Origin of the sequence: Anaerotignum lactatifermentans, assembly GCF_016902535.1 — a bacterium.
Classification (GTDB): domain Bacteria; phylum Bacillota; class Clostridia; order Lachnospirales; family Anaerotignaceae; genus Anaerotignum; species Anaerotignum lactatifermentans_A.
This window is the reverse complement of record NZ_JACSNY010000005.1, coordinates 116,987-135,086: the sequence shown is the minus strand read 5'-3', so window position 1 is coordinate 135,086 and position 18,100 is coordinate 116,987. Positions and strand designations below refer to the sequence as shown.

General features: G+C 51.9%; 21 protein-coding genes and 2 riboswitches. Of the genes, 9 read left to right on the top strand and 12 right to left on the bottom strand.

What is annotated here, in order from left to right; genetic code table 11:
- Positions 1-35 precede the first annotated feature (35 nt).
- Together H9X84_RS05640 and H9X84_RS05635 are read right to left on the bottom strand one after the other, a co-directional pair.
- A complete protein-coding gene (locus H9X84_RS05640; RefSeq protein ID WP_205133285.1) occupies positions 36-959 on the bottom strand; it encodes a SufB/SufD family protein in 924 nt (307 codons plus the stop codon).
- A complete protein-coding gene (locus tag H9X84_RS05635; protein WP_205133286.1) occupies positions 959-1,675 on the bottom strand; it encodes an ABC transporter ATP-binding protein in 717 nt (238 codons plus the stop codon). Before H9X84_RS05635 ends, H9X84_RS05640 begins: the two co-directional genes overlap by 1 nt.
- Before the next feature lie 255 nt (positions 1,676-1,930).
- On the opposite strand from H9X84_RS05635, the gene H9X84_RS05630 reads away from it, so the two are divergent.
- Both H9X84_RS05630 and H9X84_RS05625 read left to right on the top strand, forming a co-directional pair.
- Positions 1,931-2,506 (top strand): hypothetical protein, encoded by a 576-nt coding sequence (locus H9X84_RS05630; RefSeq protein ID WP_205133287.1) that lies wholly within the window; start codon positions 1,931-1,933, stop codon positions 2,504-2,506.
- A gap of 62 nt (positions 2,507-2,568) precedes the next feature.
- A riboswitch (THF riboswitch) is annotated at positions 2,569-2,667 on the top strand.
- Positions 2,668-2,768: 101 nt separating this feature from the next.
- Complete coding sequence (locus H9X84_RS05625) at positions 2,769-3,278, top strand: folate family ECF transporter S component (RefSeq protein WP_205133288.1); 510 nt, start codon at positions 2,769-2,771, stop codon at positions 3,276-3,278.
- Positions 3,279-3,334: 56 nt separating this feature from the next.
- Here H9X84_RS05625 and H9X84_RS05620 read toward each other — a convergent pair whose 3' ends face one another.
- Genes H9X84_RS05620 through H9X84_RS05610 form a run of 3 tightly spaced genes read right to left on the bottom strand, consistent with a single transcriptional unit; the run spans position 3,335 to position 5,225 of the window.
- Complete coding sequence (locus tag H9X84_RS05620) at positions 3,335-3,817, bottom strand: methylated-DNA--[protein]-cysteine S-methyltransferase (RefSeq protein WP_205133289.1); 483 nt, start codon at positions 3,815-3,817, stop codon at positions 3,335-3,337.
- A gap of 3 nt (positions 3,818-3,820) precedes the next feature.
- Positions 3,821-4,657 (bottom strand): deoxyribonuclease IV, encoded by an 837-nt coding sequence (locus H9X84_RS05615; RefSeq protein WP_205133290.1) that lies wholly within the window; start codon positions 4,655-4,657, stop codon positions 3,821-3,823.
- A 16-nt stretch (positions 4,658-4,673) separates the two neighbouring features.
- A complete protein-coding gene (locus H9X84_RS05610) occupies positions 4,674-5,225 on the bottom strand; it encodes a helix-turn-helix domain-containing protein (protein WP_205133291.1) in 552 nt (183 codons plus the stop codon).
- Positions 5,226-5,462: 237 nt separating this feature from the next.
- On the opposite strand from H9X84_RS05610, the gene H9X84_RS05605 reads away from it, so the two are divergent.
- The 4 genes from H9X84_RS05605 to H9X84_RS05590 all read left to right on the top strand — a co-directional run bounded on the left by H9X84_RS05605 (position 5,463) and on the right by H9X84_RS05590 (position 9,737).
- Positions 5,463-6,587 (top strand): SLC13 family permease, encoded by a 1,125-nt coding sequence (locus H9X84_RS05605; RefSeq protein ID WP_205133292.1) that lies wholly within the window; start codon positions 5,463-5,465, stop codon positions 6,585-6,587.
- A gap of 116 nt (positions 6,588-6,703) precedes the next feature.
- Positions 6,704-7,018, top strand: coding sequence for a PadR family transcriptional regulator (locus H9X84_RS05600; RefSeq protein ID WP_205133293.1), 315 nt, complete (start codon positions 6,704-6,706; stop codon positions 7,016-7,018).
- Between the two features lies 1 nt (position 7,019).
- Positions 7,020-8,309, top strand: coding sequence for a DUF2812 domain-containing protein (locus tag H9X84_RS05595; protein WP_205133294.1), 1,290 nt, complete (start codon positions 7,020-7,022; stop codon positions 8,307-8,309).
- 36 nt (positions 8,310-8,345) lie between these two features.
- Entirely contained in the window at positions 8,346-9,737 is a 1,392-nt protein-coding gene (locus tag H9X84_RS05590; protein WP_205133295.1) for a DUF2812 domain-containing protein, read from the top strand.
- 81 nt (positions 9,738-9,818) lie between these two features.
- Here H9X84_RS05590 and H9X84_RS05585 read toward each other — a convergent pair whose 3' ends face one another.
- The 4 genes from H9X84_RS05585 to H9X84_RS05570 all read right to left on the bottom strand — a co-directional run bounded on the left by H9X84_RS05585 (position 9,819) and on the right by H9X84_RS05570 (position 12,943).
- Positions 9,819-10,148: a cupin domain-containing protein gene (locus H9X84_RS05585; RefSeq protein ID WP_205133296.1), complete on the bottom strand. Its 330-nt coding sequence runs from the start codon at positions 10,146-10,148 to the stop codon at positions 9,819-9,821.
- Positions 10,149-10,168: 20 nt separating this feature from the next.
- Positions 10,169-10,675, bottom strand: coding sequence for a GNAT family N-acetyltransferase (locus tag H9X84_RS05580; RefSeq protein ID WP_205133297.1), 507 nt, complete (start codon positions 10,673-10,675; stop codon positions 10,169-10,171).
- Positions 10,676-10,732: 57 nt separating this feature from the next.
- The gene (locus tag H9X84_RS05575) at positions 10,733-11,167 is read right to left on the bottom strand and encodes a MarR family winged helix-turn-helix transcriptional regulator (RefSeq protein WP_205133298.1); all 435 of its coding nucleotides are present in this window, start codon (positions 11,165-11,167) and stop codon (positions 10,733-10,735) included.
- Between the two features lie 141 nt (positions 11,168-11,308).
- Positions 11,309-12,943 (bottom strand): Na+/H+ antiporter NhaC family protein, encoded by a 1,635-nt coding sequence (locus H9X84_RS05570; protein WP_205133299.1) that lies wholly within the window; start codon positions 12,941-12,943, stop codon positions 11,309-11,311.
- Positions 12,944-13,134: 191 nt separating this feature from the next.
- Positions 13,135-13,304: riboswitch (Lysine riboswitch) on the bottom strand.
- 270 nt (positions 13,305-13,574) lie between these two features.
- Between H9X84_RS05570 and deoD the strand changes: the two genes are divergently transcribed.
- A complete protein-coding gene (gene deoD, locus H9X84_RS05560) occupies positions 13,575-14,294 on the top strand; it encodes a purine-nucleoside phosphorylase (protein ID WP_205133301.1) in 720 nt (239 codons plus the stop codon).
- A 93-nt stretch (positions 14,295-14,387) separates the two neighbouring features.
- Here the strand turns inward: deoD and H9X84_RS05555 are convergent, their stop codons facing one another.
- From H9X84_RS05555 to H9X84_RS05545, 3 genes are all read right to left on the bottom strand, one after another.
- Positions 14,388-14,966, bottom strand: a complete 579-nt coding sequence (locus H9X84_RS05555; protein ID WP_243423566.1) for a VanZ family protein — start codon at positions 14,964-14,966, stop codon at positions 14,388-14,390.
- A 41-nt stretch (positions 14,967-15,007) separates the two neighbouring features.
- The gene (locus tag H9X84_RS05550; RefSeq protein ID WP_207750530.1) at positions 15,008-15,226 is read right to left on the bottom strand and encodes a PF20097 family protein; all 219 of its coding nucleotides are present in this window, start codon (positions 15,224-15,226) and stop codon (positions 15,008-15,010) included.
- Positions 15,227-15,342: 116 nt separating this feature from the next.
- Positions 15,343-15,525, bottom strand: coding sequence for a hypothetical protein (locus H9X84_RS05545; protein WP_205133303.1), 183 nt, complete (start codon positions 15,523-15,525; stop codon positions 15,343-15,345).
- 59 nt (positions 15,526-15,584) lie between these two features.
- On the opposite strand from H9X84_RS05545, the gene H9X84_RS05540 reads away from it, so the two are divergent.
- Both H9X84_RS05540 and H9X84_RS05535 read left to right on the top strand, forming a co-directional pair.
- A complete protein-coding gene (locus tag H9X84_RS05540; RefSeq protein WP_205133304.1) occupies positions 15,585-16,766 on the top strand; it encodes a coenzyme F420-0:L-glutamate ligase in 1,182 nt (393 codons plus the stop codon).
- 75 nt (positions 16,767-16,841) lie between these two features.
- Entirely contained in the window at positions 16,842-18,044 is a 1,203-nt protein-coding gene (locus H9X84_RS05535; protein ID WP_205133305.1) for a class I SAM-dependent rRNA methyltransferase, read from the top strand.
- The last annotated feature ends 56 nt before the right edge of the window (positions 18,045-18,100 follow it).

Below are 18,100 nucleotides of genomic sequence, written 5' to 3'. Positions count from 1 at the left end.
GGGGTTATTTCCCATTATTTTCTTTTTCCGTCTCCTTATTTCAGGAAACCATTGATGATCTGCGCTTCCGCTTCTTTTTCCGTCAGGCCCAGGGTCATCAGCTTCACCAGCTGGTCGCCGGCGATCTTGCCGATGGCCGCCTCATGGATCAGAGTAGCGTCTACGTTATTTGCCACGATTTCAGGCTCCGCCGCCACAACGCCGTCGTCCATGATGATGGCGTCACATTCGGAATGACCGTAACATTCTGTATTGCCGATGATCTTGGAACGGAACAGCTGACGGGAACGATCTCTGGCTACGGAACGGGAAATCAGCTTCGCGGAGCTGCCGGTACCGTTCAGCTCTACGTCAAAAGATGTCTCCGCATACTGATCGCCGTGAGTCATGATCTTTTCCTTAATCACTACCGTAGCGCCTTCCGCCAGTTTGGCGCTGGAAACACGGTTTGTGGAGTCTACACCCTTGAGCTGTACCGTATCCATTTCCACATAGCTGTTTTCCTCCGCCTCGATATGGGTCTGGGGATTGATGACACGCTTGCCGTTGCCATCGCCTTCTCCTACGTGCTTTTCGATATATTTGATTTTGGCGTTCTTGCCTACAAAAAATCTGTGAATACCTTCGTGAAGAGATTCCTCGCTGCCGCAGTTATGGATGCCGCAGCCGGCCACAATGGTTACGTCGGCGCCTTCACCGATATGGAAATCATTATATACCACATCATGGACCCCAGCCTCTGTAATGAGGGCGGGAATATGAACGCTTTCGTCCTTTGTACCGGGCTTGATATAAATATCAATGCCGGAGTTATTTTCCTTAGGTACGATCTGGATATTTTCCGTTGAGTTTCTGCCTTCGCTGTGGCCGTTGCTCCGGATATTAAACGCGCCGTCCAGAGGCAGTTCCGTCAGATCCGCCACCTGAGAAAGCAGTTTCTTTAACACATCATCAAACATTATGCTTTACCTCCCTGAAAATATCTGCATCCGGTATCCACACCAAACAGACCGGGCAGGACTTCTTCCTTGGTGCCGATCTGGGCGATTTCCCCGCCGGAGATGACCACTACCTGGTCGGCAATATTCAAAATACGCTCCTGATGGGAAATAATCAGGATAGACGCCTGAATTTCCTCGTGCATTTTCTCAAACACGTCGATCAGATTTTTAAAGCTCCACAGGTCGATGCCCGCTTCCGGTTCATCGAACAGTGTCAGCTTTGTTTTTCTGGCCATGACTGTGGCAATCTCAATCCGCTTCAGCTCACCGCCCGAAAGGCTGGCGTTGACCTCACGGTTGATATAGTCCTTGGCGCAAAGGCCCACTTCCGCCAGGTATTCGCAGGCAGCCGCCGTAGACAGATCCTTGCCGCTGGCAAGCGTAATCAGGTCCTTTACGGTTACGCCTTTAAAGCGCACCGGCTGCTGGAAGGCGAAGCTGATGCCGGCATTGGCGCGTTCTGTGATGCCCCAGTCGGTAATATCCACACCATCCAGCAGAATCTGTCCGCTGTCCGGCTTGATGATCCCGGCGATGACCTTAGCCAGTGTAGACTTGCCGCCGCCGTTGGGACCTGTGATAACAACGAATTTGGCATCGTCGATCACCAGATTGATATTTTTCAAAATTTCCTTATCCTCTGCGGCAAAAGAAATATTCCTTAATTCCAACATATTCCTATCCTCCTGTGATTATCAGGTTTTTCCCTTTTCCTCCGCGGAAAATCTCCCGCAAAGCTAACTTAAATTATACCAATTCCTGTCATAAAGTGTCAACTGATTTCCCCATAAACCGACAAAAACGATTCCCTTTGCGGGGATTGTTCCCCATTCCTGTTTCCTGAGCAAAACTTTCCTCCTTCTGTTTCCTTTTTCGCCGTTCTGTATTACAATAAAGACAGCATTTTTTCTAATAAGGAGGATACCCCCATGCTTGGTTTTCATTCTGACGGCATCCGTCTTTTTGGCGCGTCCGACACTTTAAAGGCACAATTAAAAAAAAGAAAGCTCCCTTTGACAGGCGAGATTACCGGAAATACGCTGGTGTTTTCCATCAATGACGACGCCATTGTGCAGAAACGTCCCTACAACATCTCCTTTGCCGCTGACAGCACCCCCTGGTTCGTCTGCGCGCTGGGAGACCATGCGGCCCTTTCTCCGCTGACGCTGCGGTTCGAAACAGAGGCGGCTCTGGTGGAATTCATCACCGCCGTATATTACGCCTCTCAGGAATTCCTTCATCTGGACATCGAACTGTCTGTCCTGAAACAGACCCTTTGCCGCGGCATTGTCCGGGCTTACGAAAAAGAGCGGTTCCACAAAATCCCCAAGGATTGCCCTGTCATCTGCTTCTATTTCGGAAACGGCGGCTTTCTGGAAACAGACAGCCTGTTTTCCCAGCTGACCACCACAGAAGGTATTTCCATCGAACAGCTGACCCTGGCAGGCTCCTTCGCCTCCCGCCGCAGCTTTTTATGGGCTTTTGCCGCCGAAAACATGGACTGATGTCTTTACTTTTATCCCGGCCCATGCTACAATGAAGCCGCAGGGAAAGCCCCTGCGGCAAATACAGAGTAGGATCTTGTGCGTTAAGTGTCCTGTGAACGGGGAGTTGTCACGGGAACGAAAAGAACACTCTTGCGATACAACATCCGCATCCCGCTGTTTCATAATGAAGAATTGAGCACTCTTTGTTATCGCAGCCTACCCCGCCCAGCCGGGGGTATTTGCTATGGCGTAATTTTTTTGGATAACAAGGAGGTTTTTTATGTCCGCAAACAGAAAAATAACAACCAAAGACCTGGCGGTCATGGCCATGCTGGTGGCGCTGAATATCATCCTGTCCCGGTTCCTGTCCATCTCCGCCTGGAACATCAAAATCGGCTTTGCCTTTTTGCCGGTGGTATTCGCGGCCCTCTATCTGGGTACCTGGCAGGCGGCTCTGGTGGGCGCTCTGGGCGACTTCATCGGCGCCAACCTGTTCCCCATCGGTGCGTATTTCCCCGGCTTTACGCTGACGGCGGCCCTGATAGGCATGACCTACGGTCTGTGCCTGCACAAAAAGCAGAACCTGCCCCGGATTCTGGCGGCTGTCCTCATCACGGAGATCTGCGGCTCTTTGCTGCTGAACACCCTCTGGATCAGCGTACTCTACGGTTCTCCCTTCCTGCCGCTGATGGCGACCCGTGCCTTCCAGTGCCTGCTGATGGGCATTGTGGAAGTGGTCATCATCCGTATTCTGGCGGGCCTGGTGCCCCGGATGGTCCACACCGTATAATAAACACAAAAGCGTTCCCTGCCGCCGCTCAACGGCATGGGAGCGCTTTTTTTGATTTATTCCTGTTCCATATGTTTCTGTTCCAGCTCCAGTAAGGCCTGCTTGATCTCCAGACCGCCGGCATAGCCCGTCAGTTTTCCGTTGGCGCCCACTACCCGGTGGCAGGGCACCAGTATGGCGATGGGGTTGTCATGGTTGGCCCGGCCCACAGCCCGGCCGCCCCTTGGGGACCCGGCCGCCGCGGCAATCTGGCCGTAGGCAGCTGTTTTGCCGTAAGGGATCTCCAGCAGGGCCTGCCAGACCTTTTTCTGAAACGCCGTGCCTTTCATTTCCAGCGGCACATCAAAGGTCTTCCGTTTCCCCTCCAGATATTCGCCGATCTCCACCGCCGTCAGCTTTACCAGCGGCGTCTCTACCATTTCAAAATCCGCCGGCAGCCCGCCCATATCCCGGCCAAAGGTCACCCGGACAATGGCGCCGTTTTCTTCTCCAATACCGATCTCACCGATCTTCGTCTGATAAAACCAAATTTTCTCCATCACTCAATCAGCCTTTCTCAATTCCTTCAGCCAAGCGATTTCCTTTGCATAGCCCTCCAGCTCGTTGGGAGTCTCCAGCAGAAAAGGTACCTCCCGCAAAGCCGGGTGGTTGATAACCTTCTCCAGCGCGGCGATGCCGATTTCTCCCTCGTCCAGACAGGCATGGCGGTCCTTATGGGAGCCCAGAGGATTTTTGCTGTCATTCAGATGAACCGCCCGCAGCCGTTCCAGACCGATAACCCGGTCAAATTCCTCTAGGACCCCGTCCAGATTTCCCACAATGTCATATCCGCCGTCAAAAACGTGGCAGGTATCCAGGCAAACGCCCATTTTTTCCTGTAATTCCACCCGGTCTATGATCTGGCGCAGTTCCTGAAAGCTGCGGCCCACCTCGGTGCCCTTGCCCGCCATGGTTTCCAGCAGTACCGGTGTTTTGACCTCCGGCGTCAGCACCCGGTTCAGCAGAGCGGCGATCTTTTCGATGCCCACATCCGCCCCCTGCTTCACATGGCTGCCGGGATGGAAATTATACAACGCCTCCGGCAGATAGGCCAGCCGTTCCAGATCCTCCCGCATGACCTTTTCCGCGAACCGGATCAGGTTTTCATCGGCGGCGCAGGCGTTCAGCGTATAGGGCGCGTGGGCCAGAATGGGGCCGATGCCGTTTTCCCGGGCAAAGGCCAGATAGGCCTCCACATCCGCCACATCCAAAGCCTTGGCGTTTCCGCCCCGGGGGTTGCGGGTAAAAAACTGAAAGCTGTTGGCCCCGATCTTTACCGCTGTTTTCCCCATGGCCAGATAGCCCTTTGACGCCGACAGATGACATCCAACAAAAAACATCCGTGTTTCCTCCCTATCAAACATAATATACCAGATTGGTAAATTCTGTGGTTTCTTCTCTTTTGTTCCGGTAGGTGTGGGGACAGGAGCAGTCAAAGTGGATATAATCCCCCTTCTGGAGCACATATTCCTCCCCCTGATACTCCAGCACCATCTCCCCCGCCGTCACCAGCAGGTATTCATGGGTATTGGCGCCATGGCCCTCAGAGGTGAATTCCTTTCCTCCCGCCAGAACGCTGTTGAAAAACTCAAAGCTGCGCTTTTCCCCTTCCGTCCTGCCGCTGTAATGATAAACCAGATAGCCGTCCTTATTGTCAATGAGGGCGCTTTCCTCCTGCCGCACCACCAGCGGCGCGTCCGTCTGTCGGTCGATGAGACGGGTATAGGATACCTGCAGGCCCGTAGCGATCTTCCACAGGGTATTGATGGTGGGGTTGGACTCTCCCCGCTCGATCTGGGAGAGCATTACCTTGCTGACGCCGGACAGCTCCGCCAGCCGCCCCAGACTCAGGTTCCGCTCCGTCCGCAGACGTTTTAAATTTTCCGCAATGATCTCATTCAGGTTCATGGCCGTCCTCCCCTCTGTATTCCCTTTATTTTACCCCAAAGTCCCTGCCAAACGCAACCGCAAACCGCCCCTGCCCGGAAAAAAATACCCTCTTTGCGCCCATCCCCAAAAAACATTTTTCCGCCATAAAAAAACCAGATGAAAAACTCCATTTTCCCCTTGATTTTCAAGGGTTTCGGCAGTATAATAAGTTACCGTTGAAAGGAAAATACTGACAGGGAAGAAAGGAACATTTTCATGGCTGAAAAAATCGCTGCGTTTTTCAAAAAAGAAACCATTTTGTGCGTATCCGGCATACTGGCGCTGGTATCTGTCTTTTTGATCCATCCGGACAAGGAATATCTGTCCTATATCAATACACAGGTGCTGGTGCTTTTATTCTGTCTGATGGCCGTCATGGGCGGATTTCAAAAACTGGGCGTTTTCCGCAAAGTGGCCTTCGTTCTGCTGCACCACGCCGGCAGTGTTCGTCAGCTGGCGCTGATTCTGGTGCTGCTGTGCTTCTTTTCTGCCATGCTGGTCACCAATGACGTGGCACTTATCACCTTTGTTCCCTTTACCATTATGCTGCTGCAAATGGCGGGGCTGGAAAAAAGCATGGTTCCCATCATCGTGCTGCAAACCATTGCCGCCAATCTGGGCAGCATGCTGACCCCCATCGGCAATCCTCAGAACCTGTATCTGTATACCATTTCCGGCATGAGTCTGGGCAGTTTTCTTTTGACCATGCTGCCTTTGACTGTCATTTCTCTGGTACTGCTGTTAGGCTGCTGTCTGGGGCAGAAAAACACCAGCCTCACCAGCCAGCTGCCGGAGGAAAACACCGGTGTTTTCGGCAAAAAGGAGAAAATCGCCTTTTTCGTATTCCTGGCGCTGTTTCTGGTCTGCCTGATGAATGTGTTCCATCTGGTTTCCTATGAGATTCCTCTGGTGCTGACACTGTTCTATTTCTGGTTCTTCCAGAGAGACGTACTGGTCAAGGTAGATTTCAGCCTGCTGCTGACTTTTATTTTCTTCTTTATCTTTATCGGCAATATCGGCCGTATGCCTGCCATGCAGGACGGCATCCGCTCCATGCTGGGCGGCAGAGAGCTGTTCGTTTCCTTCTTCAGTTCTCAGCTCATCAGCAACGTACCGGCGGCAGTACTGCTGTCCGGCTTCACAGACCACTGGGCAACCCTGCTTATGGGCGTCAATATCGGCGGTCTGGGCACACTCATCGCCTCCATGGCCAGCCTGATCTCCTACAAATATTTTGTACAGGCGGAGGCCAGCGCCAAAGGGGCCTATCTGAAATACTTCACCGGCATGAACGTGGCTTTTGCCGTCGTTTTGCTGGCTGTGGCTTTCTTCAGTATCTGAAATCGAAACACTCTTCTCTTTTTTGGGGAAGGGTGTTTTTTTGCATTGACATTATCGATATTCGATCATATACTGAAAGTAAGATTATCGATATTCGATTATAAGGCGGTGAGACCATGGCAAGAGAAAAATTTCAGACCCTGACGGAGCAGATGTTTTATATCCTTCTCTGTCTTCAGGAAGAATGCTATGGCATGGATATTATGGAAAAGGTGCGCCTGATGACAAAGGAACGGGTCACCGTAGGCCCCGGCACACTTTACAACCTGCTGGAGAGCTTTCAGCAGGCCGGCATGATCCGGGAAACAAAGGTAGAAGGCAGAAAACGCTCCTACCTCATCACCTCCACCGGGCTGGAAACGCTGGAAAGGGAATATCAGCGGCTGCTGACACAAATAGAGGACTATACCCGCTGGAAAGGAGGCCATTGACATGAAGAAAAAAGTCCGACTGGAAAATTTCGTTTTTTATGACACGGAAGGCATTACGGCCCATCTGGAAAAAATGGCGCGGGAAGGCTGGGCCCTGGAGGATGTTACCCGCTCCTTCTGGACCTACGCCCAGATCCCGCCGGAACAGCGGACCTATGCCGTTGCTTTTTATCCCGGCAATCTCACCTACGGACCAGAGGCCATCGACAAAAACGAGGAATACCTCGCCTACTGCCGGGAGGCCGGCTGGGAATATGTGACCCACTGGCAGAAAATGATGATTTTCTATACCACGGCAAAAAATCCTGTCCCTTTGGAAACAGACGAAAGCCTGCGGCTGGACACCACCTGGGAGACCATGAAACGTTCCTCTCTGGCAGCGGATCTGGGGCTGTCCGCAATCTTTCTGGCGAATATCTGCCTGTACATCTCCTTCCTGCTACACCATCCGCTGACGTATCTGGCCGATGGTATTTCCTTTGCCCAGAATCTTCTGTTCGCTCTGCTGCTGCCCTCCTCTCTGGGGGCCAGTCTGGCCTATGTGCTGTGGCAGAACCGTTCCCGGGCGGCGGTAAAGGCCGGCGGACGATGTCTTCCTGTGGGAAAAGGCACCCGGCACTTCCAGCAATTCTTTTTCCCCATCCAGCTGGCCGCCGTTTTCTGGTGGGGCTTCGGCAGGTTCTTTCCTTCCCAGAAAATGATACCGGGCCTTCTCCTGCTGGCGGCGGTGCTGTATCTGGTCTGGAAGCTCCTGCAAAGGCTCCATCTTCCAGCAAAAGCCTGTGTCCTTGTTGTGGTCTTTCTTTTTCTGGCAGTGCCCCGTTTCGGCGCTATGGTTTCCTTAAGTCTGGATGCGGGGCAGGAATCCACCACCGTTTCTGACGCTCCGCTGACAGCGGCGGACCTGGCGGGCGTTCCAGCGGAGGAAACTCCTTCTGTTTTCTGTCGGAAGAGCGTTTCGCCTTTCGCCAAAAAGCTGGAATATGACCAGAAAGCGGCGGACGATCTCCCGGGGCTTTCCTACGAGATCATGGAGGTATCCCTCACGAGCATGCTCCCCCGCTGTCTGGCGGCCTATGAGGAACAGGCGGAAACCTACCGCCAGACTTACAAAGAAATTTCTCTGTCCGGTGCCGACGGCGCATGGCAGTTATATCAGGGCAACCAGCCTATGCCTCAGTATCTTTTTTATCAAAACAGCCGCATCGTACTGCTGCGGCTTGATGATGGGATTTCGCCGGAAGCATTGGAAACAGCGGCAAGACTGCTGCTTTCAGCATCCTCTCTTTAAACGCCAGCCAAACCCGTCCCAAAGGAGGTCTTTGTTATGAAACGAAAACGACGATTGGAACTCTTTCCTTTCTACGATACAGAAACCATTGCCGCTCATCTGAGCCGTATGGCGGAACACGGCTGGGCATTATCCGAAATCAACCAGTATTTTTGGACCTATACCCAGATCCCGCCGGAACAGCGGACCTATGGCATCGCCTTTTTCCCCGGCGCCTCCCAATTCGACCCCAAACCTACGGCACAGCAGGCGGAATATCTGGAATACTGCGAAGAAGCCCGCTGGCATTATGTGGCCCAGTGGCACCAGATGCAGATTTTTTATACCACGGCGGAACACCCTACGCCGCTGGAAACAGACGAGGCCCTAAAGCTGGAGGTCATCCACCGGTCCATGAAAAAATCTTTTCTGCCGGGTACCTGGGCACTTCTGGCGCTGTTTGCCGCACAGTTGTTCTTTCAGCGGAATACCTGGGAAAGCCCCCTGGAATTTTTGGCCAACGGAACCACCCAGATGGGGATGCTTACCAGCCTGATGATCTGTCTTTTGTGCGTCTGCCAGCTGTTCTCCTACTATCGCTGGCACAGGAAATCCCGGGCGGCCACCGAGGCGGGCGGCCCCTGCCAAAGAGCAGGAATCGCCCTCTCCCGCATCAGTCTTTTGACACTAGTTTGTGTCTGCTGGTTTCTCCTCTGCCAGTTTTATTTCATGGCGGGGCAAAGCCTTCTGGGCATTTCCATTTTTGTCTTTCTGCTGTTTCTGGGGATGTTCTGGCTTTTGTTCCAGCTTCAAAAGGTGCTGAAAAAAAGAGGCGTCTGCCGGGAAACCCATCTTTTGCTGACCATCCTGGTTTCCATCCTGCTGACTGTGGGGATCACCGCCGCTATTTTCGCCGCAGTCGCGTCAGACCTTTTCGCCCCCAAAAAAGAAGCGGAAATCTATACCCGCACCCTGTCCGACGGGGAGGAATATTCCATAGAGCTGGAGCAGGATACCCTGCCATTGACGGCGACAGATCTGGCGGAGATTCCAAACGACGCTCCTTATTCCAGTTCCTGCCGGAGAAGCTCCTCCTTCCTGGCTTCTGCCACGGAATGCAGTCAGCTTTGTTTTGACCCGGCGCTGGATGTGCCCGAACTGGAATATGAGATCTACGATCTGCGTATTTCCGCTCTGGCAGACTGGGCCCTGCCCGCCCAGATGGAATATATCCTAGAGCGGCGCAATCGCTACCATACGCCGGCATCCACCTATGCGCCCGTCTCCTTTGCCGACGGAATTCAGGCATGGCAGCTCTATGACGGAGACGAGCCACAGCCCAGCTTTATCTGGGCAAAAGACAGCCGCATTATCCGTATCCATATCAGCGGCACGGAAGTGACCGCCGAACAATGGGAACAGGCGGCGGACATTCTCTTTGATTCCTGAAAAAAAACAGCCGGCATCCTTTCTGACATAAGGGTTCCGGCTGTCTTTGTTTTCTTCCGCGGGTTCCGCTTTTTTAATTTTTTATTTCAGGAAATCCTCCCGGATGGGGGTGAACACATCCAGACCCACCAGCGGCACATCCTCCGTATTGATGACCATATGCTCCACATTAGAAGGGAAGAAGGCCATGCCGCCCTCCTCCAGATGCATCTTTTCCTCGCCTGTCACCACGTCGCAGGCACCGGAAAGCACCAGCAGCATCTGTTCCTGGGGATGGCTGTGCATGGGCAGTACCGCACGGGGATGGATCTCGTTACGCGCCAGCATAATATCCTTTCCATAGAAGAGTTTTCGCTCCATATCCGGCAGCTGGATCTGGGGCAGGTCATTCCAATGGGCAAACAATTTCATGGCAATTCCTCCTTTTTCTTTTAAATCAGTTTTTCAAACGCGATCTTCTCACTATTATCAAAACATACCGTACCGCAGTAAGTAAAGCCAAATTTTTTCAACACCTGCTGCATCATTTTGTTGTCGGCGTCTGTATCCACCTTCATGCTGCGGATCTGCCGTTCTTCGCAAAGGCTCTTTGCAAAGCCGAAAAAGGCCCCCGCAGCCCCCTTGCCTTTGCAGTCATTGCTGATGGCCATACGATGGATCACCACATAAGGCTGCAAACTCAGCCATTCTCCCTGCAGATCCGCGTAACAGGGCTCCCCATCAAAGGAAATGCAGGCATAGCCGTCTACGCCCCGTTCTGTTTCCATGACATAGCCGGTGCCTTCCGCCAGATCGCCCTGAACCGCCTCCCCATTGGGGTATCCGTTCTGCCACTGATCCACCCCTTGGGCACGCAAAAAGGCCTTTGCCTCGTCAATCAGTTCCATGATCCTCTGAAAATCCCCTGTTGTCGCTTTCCGAAAGTGATACTTGTCCATTGGTTCCACGTCCTTTCTTCTTTTTCGTGTATCTACACGCTTTTGGGTAAATGAAACTTATTCCTGCTGCAGCTGCTGCAAAAGATACAGCCCCTCCAGCAATTCCTTCGCTTTTTCCTGGCCCAGATAGTCCTGTATCCGCTTCTGCATCTCTTCCCAGAGAAGATCTGTTTCCTCCAGTTTTTCCATGCCCTTTTGGGTCACCGAATATTTATGGTTCCGTCGGCCCGCCCCGGCTCTGTCCTCAATCCAGCCCTGCGCCAGCAGCGCTTTCAGATTTCTCGTCACCGTAGACCGCTCCAGATTCACATAGTCCGCCAGTTCTACTGTACTGGCCTCTCCCAGACGGGACAGATGGATCAGCAGGGAAAACTGCTTTGTGGTAATGCCTGCCGGTTTCAATCCCTCGTCATAAAAAGACGTGATGGCGTTGGCCGCCCGGCACATGGTAATGCAGTAGCATTTGCTTTTATTGATCTGACGGTATTTCATAGCACCCCTCTTTTCGTGTATATACACAATAGCATAGTCCCGTTTCTTTGTCAATGAGAAAAAAAATCGCCGGAATCCTTAACAAAGGATTCTGGCGATTTTTGTTTTCTGATGAAGGTGACATTCATCGTCTTAATGTTTTTATTTTATTTTGGGTTTGTATACCTTGCTCAAAATTACGATTACCAGCACCATGGAAACGATGGCGATGGGCAGGTTGATGATCCAGTTCTGGATCACTGCCGCCAGAAGATAGTTGACTGCCGCCACGATGGCTACCATGATAGCATAGGGCAGCTGGGTGGAGACATGGTTAATATGATCGCACTGAGCGCCGGTAGAAGCCATGATGGTAGTATCGGAAATAGGAGAGCAGTGGTCCCCGGCTACGGCGCCGGCCAGTGTTGCCGCTACGGTAATTACCATCAGTTCGCTGGAAGGGTCCAGAATGGGTACAACGATGGGCAGCAGGATACCAAAGGTGCCCCAGGAAGTACCGGTGGAGAATGCCAGGAAAATGGCGATAGCAAATACAATGACAGGCAGCAGCAGATGGACCATGCCTTTGCTGCTTTCCAGCAGGCCCGCTACGAATACGTCCGCTCCCAAAAGACCGGTGATGCCGCTCAGTGTCCACGCAAAAGTCAGGATCAGGATCGCGGGTACCATGGCACGGAAGCCTTCCGGCAGACATTCCATAAATTCACTGAATTTCAGCACACGGCGGGGGATATACAGCACAAAGGTCAGCAGCAGCGCCGCTACGGAACCCAATGCCAGAGCGATAGAAGCATCACAGCCGGCAAAAGCGTCTACAAAGGAAACCCCATCAAAGAAACCGCCAGTATAGATCATGCCGATGATACAGCAAACAATCAGAATGATAACAGGCAATACCAGGTCAATGACACCGCCTTTTCCGGTCACAGCCACATCCGCCGCATTCTCAAAGGGTCTGGCATCGGTGGTGTACAGGTCATTGTTTACCTGGGCGTTATGCTCATGCAAATACATAGGGCCAAAGTCAAAATTCAGCAGTGTCAGCGTAATCATGGCCACAATAGTCAGTAGTGCGTAGAAATTATAGGGGATGGCCCGGATAAACAGCTCCAGACCGTTATAGCCTTCTACGACACCGGATACGGCAGCGGCCCAGGAAGAAATGGGCGCGATAATGCAGACAGGCGCCGCTGTGGCGTCAATGATATAAGCTAACTTTGCTCTGGAAACATTATGCGTATCCGTAACGGGACGCATTACGCTGCCTACGGTCAGGCAGTTGAAATAGTCGTCTACAAATACCACAACACCCAAAAGGAATGTGGAAAGCAGAGCACCTTTTCTTGTTTTGATTACGGAAGAAGCCCATCTTCCGTATGCGGCGGAACCGCCGGCCTTGTTCATCAAAGCCACCAGTACGCCCAGCACAACTAGGAAAATCAAAATCCCGCCGTTGTAACTGTCTGCCACATTAGACAATAAACCGCCTTCTGTCTGATTTGTAACCATAACCAGAAAGGCTTCTTTTACATTAAAGTTGGTGTAGAACAGTGCCCCAGTGACAATCCCTACAAACAGGGAGGAAAAAACCTCCTTTGTAATCAGCGCCAGAATAATGGCAACCAGCGGGGGTACCAGAGACCAGATGGTTGCGTACATGTTGCTCACATGTTCCACCGCTTCCTCCTCAGCGCCAAGGGCTGTGAAGGTAAACAGCAGCAGGACCGCGGAGAATACCATCAGGAACTTCACCCAGTTTGTTTTCTTTTGAAACATACCCTTTGCTCCTCTCTGAAACTATTACATGATGACGACATGGTCCTTCCGGCGAAATTCCCCTTTTCCTGACACCGGCGGAACCAGATTGACAAAAACAGCCGCTTTCACGCAAAAAAAAGATTCTGTGTCAAACGCCCACAGAATCCTGCTTTTTTTCACAAAAACCACGGCAAAAAAGCCGTTTTCAAGATTTTGATAGCGCTCCACAAACGTGACAGTACGCCGCATCTTCTCCGGCGTCCCAGTCCCCCGGCCATCGGGCCTGCCAAAGGACTTCGGCGGCAGCACCTTTCGCCCCTCTGCCGCCCGGCATTTCTTCCAAGGGGGTACTGATTGCTTCCGCGCCTCTATCTGTTTTGTCTGTCCGAAAAATGTCGGACATGATTACTTTCATTCATACCATATCACTTGTCTAAAGTCAAGTCTTTCCGCCAAAATACACCGGAAATCCGGCCTTTTCTCCCGTTTTTTTACAGTTTTTTCCTCTTTTTTGTCCCATGTCTGTTTCCTTTCGAAAACATTTCTGCCAATGAAAATTCATTCTTTTTTCTTTTCATTTCGCAAAAAAACTGGTATGATAATAACAGCAACAAAATAAGAATGGAACTTAAGAAAGGTGGAGATTCCAATGGCAACTGCTCATATTGCGGCCGAAAAAGGCGCATTCGCAAAAACCGTACTGATGCCCGGCGATCCGCTGCGCTCAAAATTCATCGCGGAGACTTTCCTGGAAAACCCTGTGCTGGTCAATAACGTACGCGGCGTTCAGGGGTACACAGGAACGTATCAGGGCGTACCTGTTTCCGTTATGGCAAGCGGCATGGGCATCCCTTCTATCGGTATATACAGCTACGAACTTTACAGCTTCTTTGGCGTGGAAAACATCATCCGTATCGGCTCTGCCGGCGCCATCAATGAAAATCTGAAAATGCGTGACATTGTGGCAGGCATGTCCTCCCACACCAATTCCAACTTTGCCGCACAGTACAACCTGCCCGGCACATTCGCACCTACCGCAGATTACACACTGCTTTCCACAGCCGTAGAAGCGGCAAAGGATCTGGGTCTGGATCTGAAAGTAGGCTCTCTGCTTTCCGCAGACACATTCTATGATGACGATGCGGATGCTTTGCGCAAATGGCAGAAAATGGGCGCAATGGCAGCTGAAATGGAATCCGCGGGTCTGTATATGACCGCTGCTCGTCTGGGCAAACGTGCGCTGGCACTGGTAACCATTTCCGACATGCCCTTCACTGGCGAAGAAACCACACCGGAAGAACGTCAGATGAGCTTCACACAGATGATGGAAATCGCACTGGCAACCGCTGTGCGCATGGACAAGCTGTAAAAAGCAACAGCAAAGCCGTCGGGGCTTCCGGCGGCTTTTTTAACGCAAAAAAGACACCTCTTCCCGGAAAGAAGAAGTGTCTTTTTTCTCTGGTCACAGCAGGATCTGTTCTCCGGCCCGCAGCTGACGCAGCGCTGTCATCGCCAGCCCTTGAGAACCGTCCTTTTTCACATAATAGGAAAAGGTTTCTCTCTGTACCCAACAGAAGAACAGATACCCCAGAACCGCACCCATGGTATTCATCAGCAGATCATCCACATCGGTAGTCCTGCCGCAGAACATTTGCAAAATCTCAATCAGCGCGGATACACCGAATCCCAGCAGCATCACTTTTCTCTCCTGCCGCCAGGAGGCCCACAGCAGCGGCGCCAGAAATCCCAGGGGCAGGAATAAAATGATGTTGAGTACATACTGCTCCGGGCAGAGGAACAGATCCGCCAGAAGGATGCCGTTCCAGTAGGGCGCGAACACAGGCGCCTGAAACAGCAGCGCCGCCACTCCCGTCGCCGCCGCCAGCCCTATCAGGTAAAAGCAGAATACCCACACACCGACCCGATACAGCAAAGGAGAAAACTGATGATCTCCCCGGCACTGCCACAGCCACAGCCAGGGCACCGCCGCTAAAAACAATATGACACTGGATAACATGACAGAACCGAACCATCCGATCATCGCTTCTCCTCCTTTCTCTTCTCTAAAAACTATGTTCCCTTTTATTTCCTGCTTCCGACCCACATCAGGACCTTTTTGCAGTCCGGACAGTGCCACGCCGCCTGTTCCTCCATCCGCAGGGGAACGGTCACCGTATGGCGGAAAAAGCCCTGGATGCCTGTTTTGGCCTTCTCCCGTTCAGAAGTAAAGATATTCCACGTTTCCACACTGGGGACCAGGGCCTCCACTGTGCCCCGCTCCATTTCCTTTCCGCAGTCCATACACCGCACATCCGTCACCTTCTCCTGTTTTGATCTTATGGACCATTTTACAGGATAAATTTTAATAATTTATGTAGAAAAACCTGCAAATTTCCGACGAAAGGTATAAAAAGTCCTTAAATCACGGCAATTTTTCTGCATTTTCCCCTGTTTCCCGTATTGACAAGACCGCGCTGTTCTTGGTAAAATAACTTGTCGGTGATTGAAAATCGCTTCACCCACCAAGATACATCAAAGGTTTCCTTCAATCCCGTCACTGGGATTTCTGCAGGCAAAATTTGATGTTTTTTTATTGCCAAAAATCAGGTGATCCTGTTTTTTACTATTTTACAGTTATTATTGAGGAGGTTTTTTCATTATGGCAGGTACAATTTCCAGAGGTATCAAAGCACCCATCATCCGGGAAGGCGATGATATCGTGAAAATCGTTGTGGATTCCGTTCTTAGCGCGGCAAAAGAGGATGGCTTCCAGCTGAAGGAAAAAGACGTTGTCTGTGTTACAGAGGCTGTTGTTGCCAGAGCAGACGGTAACTACGCTTCCACAGAGGATATCGCCGCAGACGTAAAAGCAAAACTGGGCGGTGAAACCATCGGTGTTGTATTCCCTATCCTCAGCAGAAACCGTTTCGCCATCTGCCTGCGCGGTATCGCAAAGGGCGCGAAAAAGGTTGTTCTGATGCTGAGCTACCCTTCCGATGAGGTAGGCAACCATCTGTTTGATATGGACGTACTGGATGACAGCGGCGTAAACCCTTACACAGATGTGCTGTCTCTGGAAGAATACCGCAAAGCCTTTGGTTATATCAAACATCCTTTCACCGGCGTGGACTATGTGGACTACTACGCTTCCCTGATTAAAGAAGAAGGCGCGGAGGCGGAAATCGTATTCGCAAACCATCCCGAAGCTATCGTAAAATTCACAAAGAACGTTCTGTGCTGCGACATCCACTCCAGAGAACGCTCCAAACGCCGCATCCTGGCAGCAGGCGGTGAAAAGGTATTTACACTGAGCGAAATCCTGACAGAATCCGTAAACGGCAGCGGCTTCAACCCCGAATACGGTCTGCTGGGCTCCAATAAAGCAACAGAAACTACGGTAAAGCTGTTCCCTAAAAACGCCCAGGAAGTAGCAGAAAACATCCAGAAAGAAATTCTGGCACAGACTGGCGTGCGTGTAGAAGCCATGATCTACGGCGACGGTGCTTTCAAAGATCCCGTCGGCAAGATCTGGGAGCTGGCTGACCCCGTTGTCGGCGCAGGCTACACAGACGGCCTGATCGGTCTGCCCAACGAAGTAAAACTGAAATATCTGGCAGACAACGACTTTGCTGATCTGTCCGGCGAAGCTCTGGCAGACGCCATCCGTCAGCGCATCAGAGAAAAAGACAAAGATCTGAAAGGCAGCATGGTATCCGAAGGTACCACACCCCGCCGTCTGACAGACCTGATCGGTTCCCTCTGCGACCTGACCAGCGGCAGCGGCGACAAGGGCACACCTATCGTTCTGGTACAGAACTACTTCAACAACTACGCAAACTAAGCGACGGAGTACATACAAAAAGCCTGATTTCGCGAAAAATCAGGCTTTTTTCTTCCTCAAGAAAGGAGTTTTACCATGTCCTATCCTTCCGTTACCCTGAAAAAAGGCGAAGGCCGCGCCCTGAAGGCAGGCGGTCTGTGGGTATTCGACAACGAAATCGCCGCTGTTTCCCCCGAGGTCCAGAACGGCCAGATGATCTCCCTTCTGGATTTTGACGGCTACCCCATGGGCATCGGCTTTTATAACAATCATTCCAAAATCACCGTCCGCATGATGAGCCGTCACGCCGACGCCGTTGTAGACGAGGCGTTCCTCCGACGCCGGGTGCAGGCGGCCTGGGATTACCGGAAAAAAACCGTGGATACCGCTTCCTGCCGCGTCATTTTCGGCGAGGCGGATTTCCTGCCGGGATTGGTGGTAGATAAATTTTCCGATATTCTGGTAGTACAGTCCCTGGCTCTGGGCATCGACCAAATGAAGGAGACCATCCTTCGTCTGCTGACAGAGGTACTGGCGGCTGACGGCATCACCATCCGCGGCATCTACGAGCGCAGCGATGCCAAGGTACGCCTCCAGGAAGGCATGGAGCGGACCAAGGGCTTTCTCTCCGCCCCCTTCGATACCAAAGTGGAGATTGTGGAAAACGGCGTCCGTTACATCGTCGATGTCCAGGACGGACAGAAAACCGGCTTTTTCCTGGACCAGAAATACAACCGTCTGGCCATCCAGAAGCTGTGCAAAGGCGCAAAGGTGCTGGACTGCTTTACCCACACCGGCTCTTTTGCCCTGAACGCGGGTATCGCCGGGGCCAAAAGCGTTGTGGGGGTAGACGCCTCCCAGCTGGCAGTGGATCAGGCCACGGAAAATGCCAGACTCAATGGGTTGGAAAACACCGTCCGCTTCCAGTGCTGCGATGTATTTTCCCTGCTGCCGGAACTGGAACAGGCAGGCGAGAAATTCGACGTCATCATTTTGGACCCGCCCGCCTTTACCAAATCCCGCAGTTCCATGAAAAACGCCGTCAAAGGCTATCGGGAAATCAATCTGCGGGCCATGAAGCTGTTAAAGGACGGTGGCTATCTGGCTACCTGCTCCTGTTCCCACTTCATGAATTATGAACTCTTTACCCAGACCATTGGTCAGGCCGCCAAAAACGTCCATAAGCGTCTGCGGCAGGTGGAATACCGCACCCAGTCCCCGGATCATCCCATCCTCTGGGCGGCAGATGAGTCTTATTATCTGAAATTCTATATTTTTCAGGTCTGCGACCAGTATTAAGAAAACGTGCCATTTCCGGCATCCTAAAAAAATAACGCTGGAATCCTTTGGGCCAC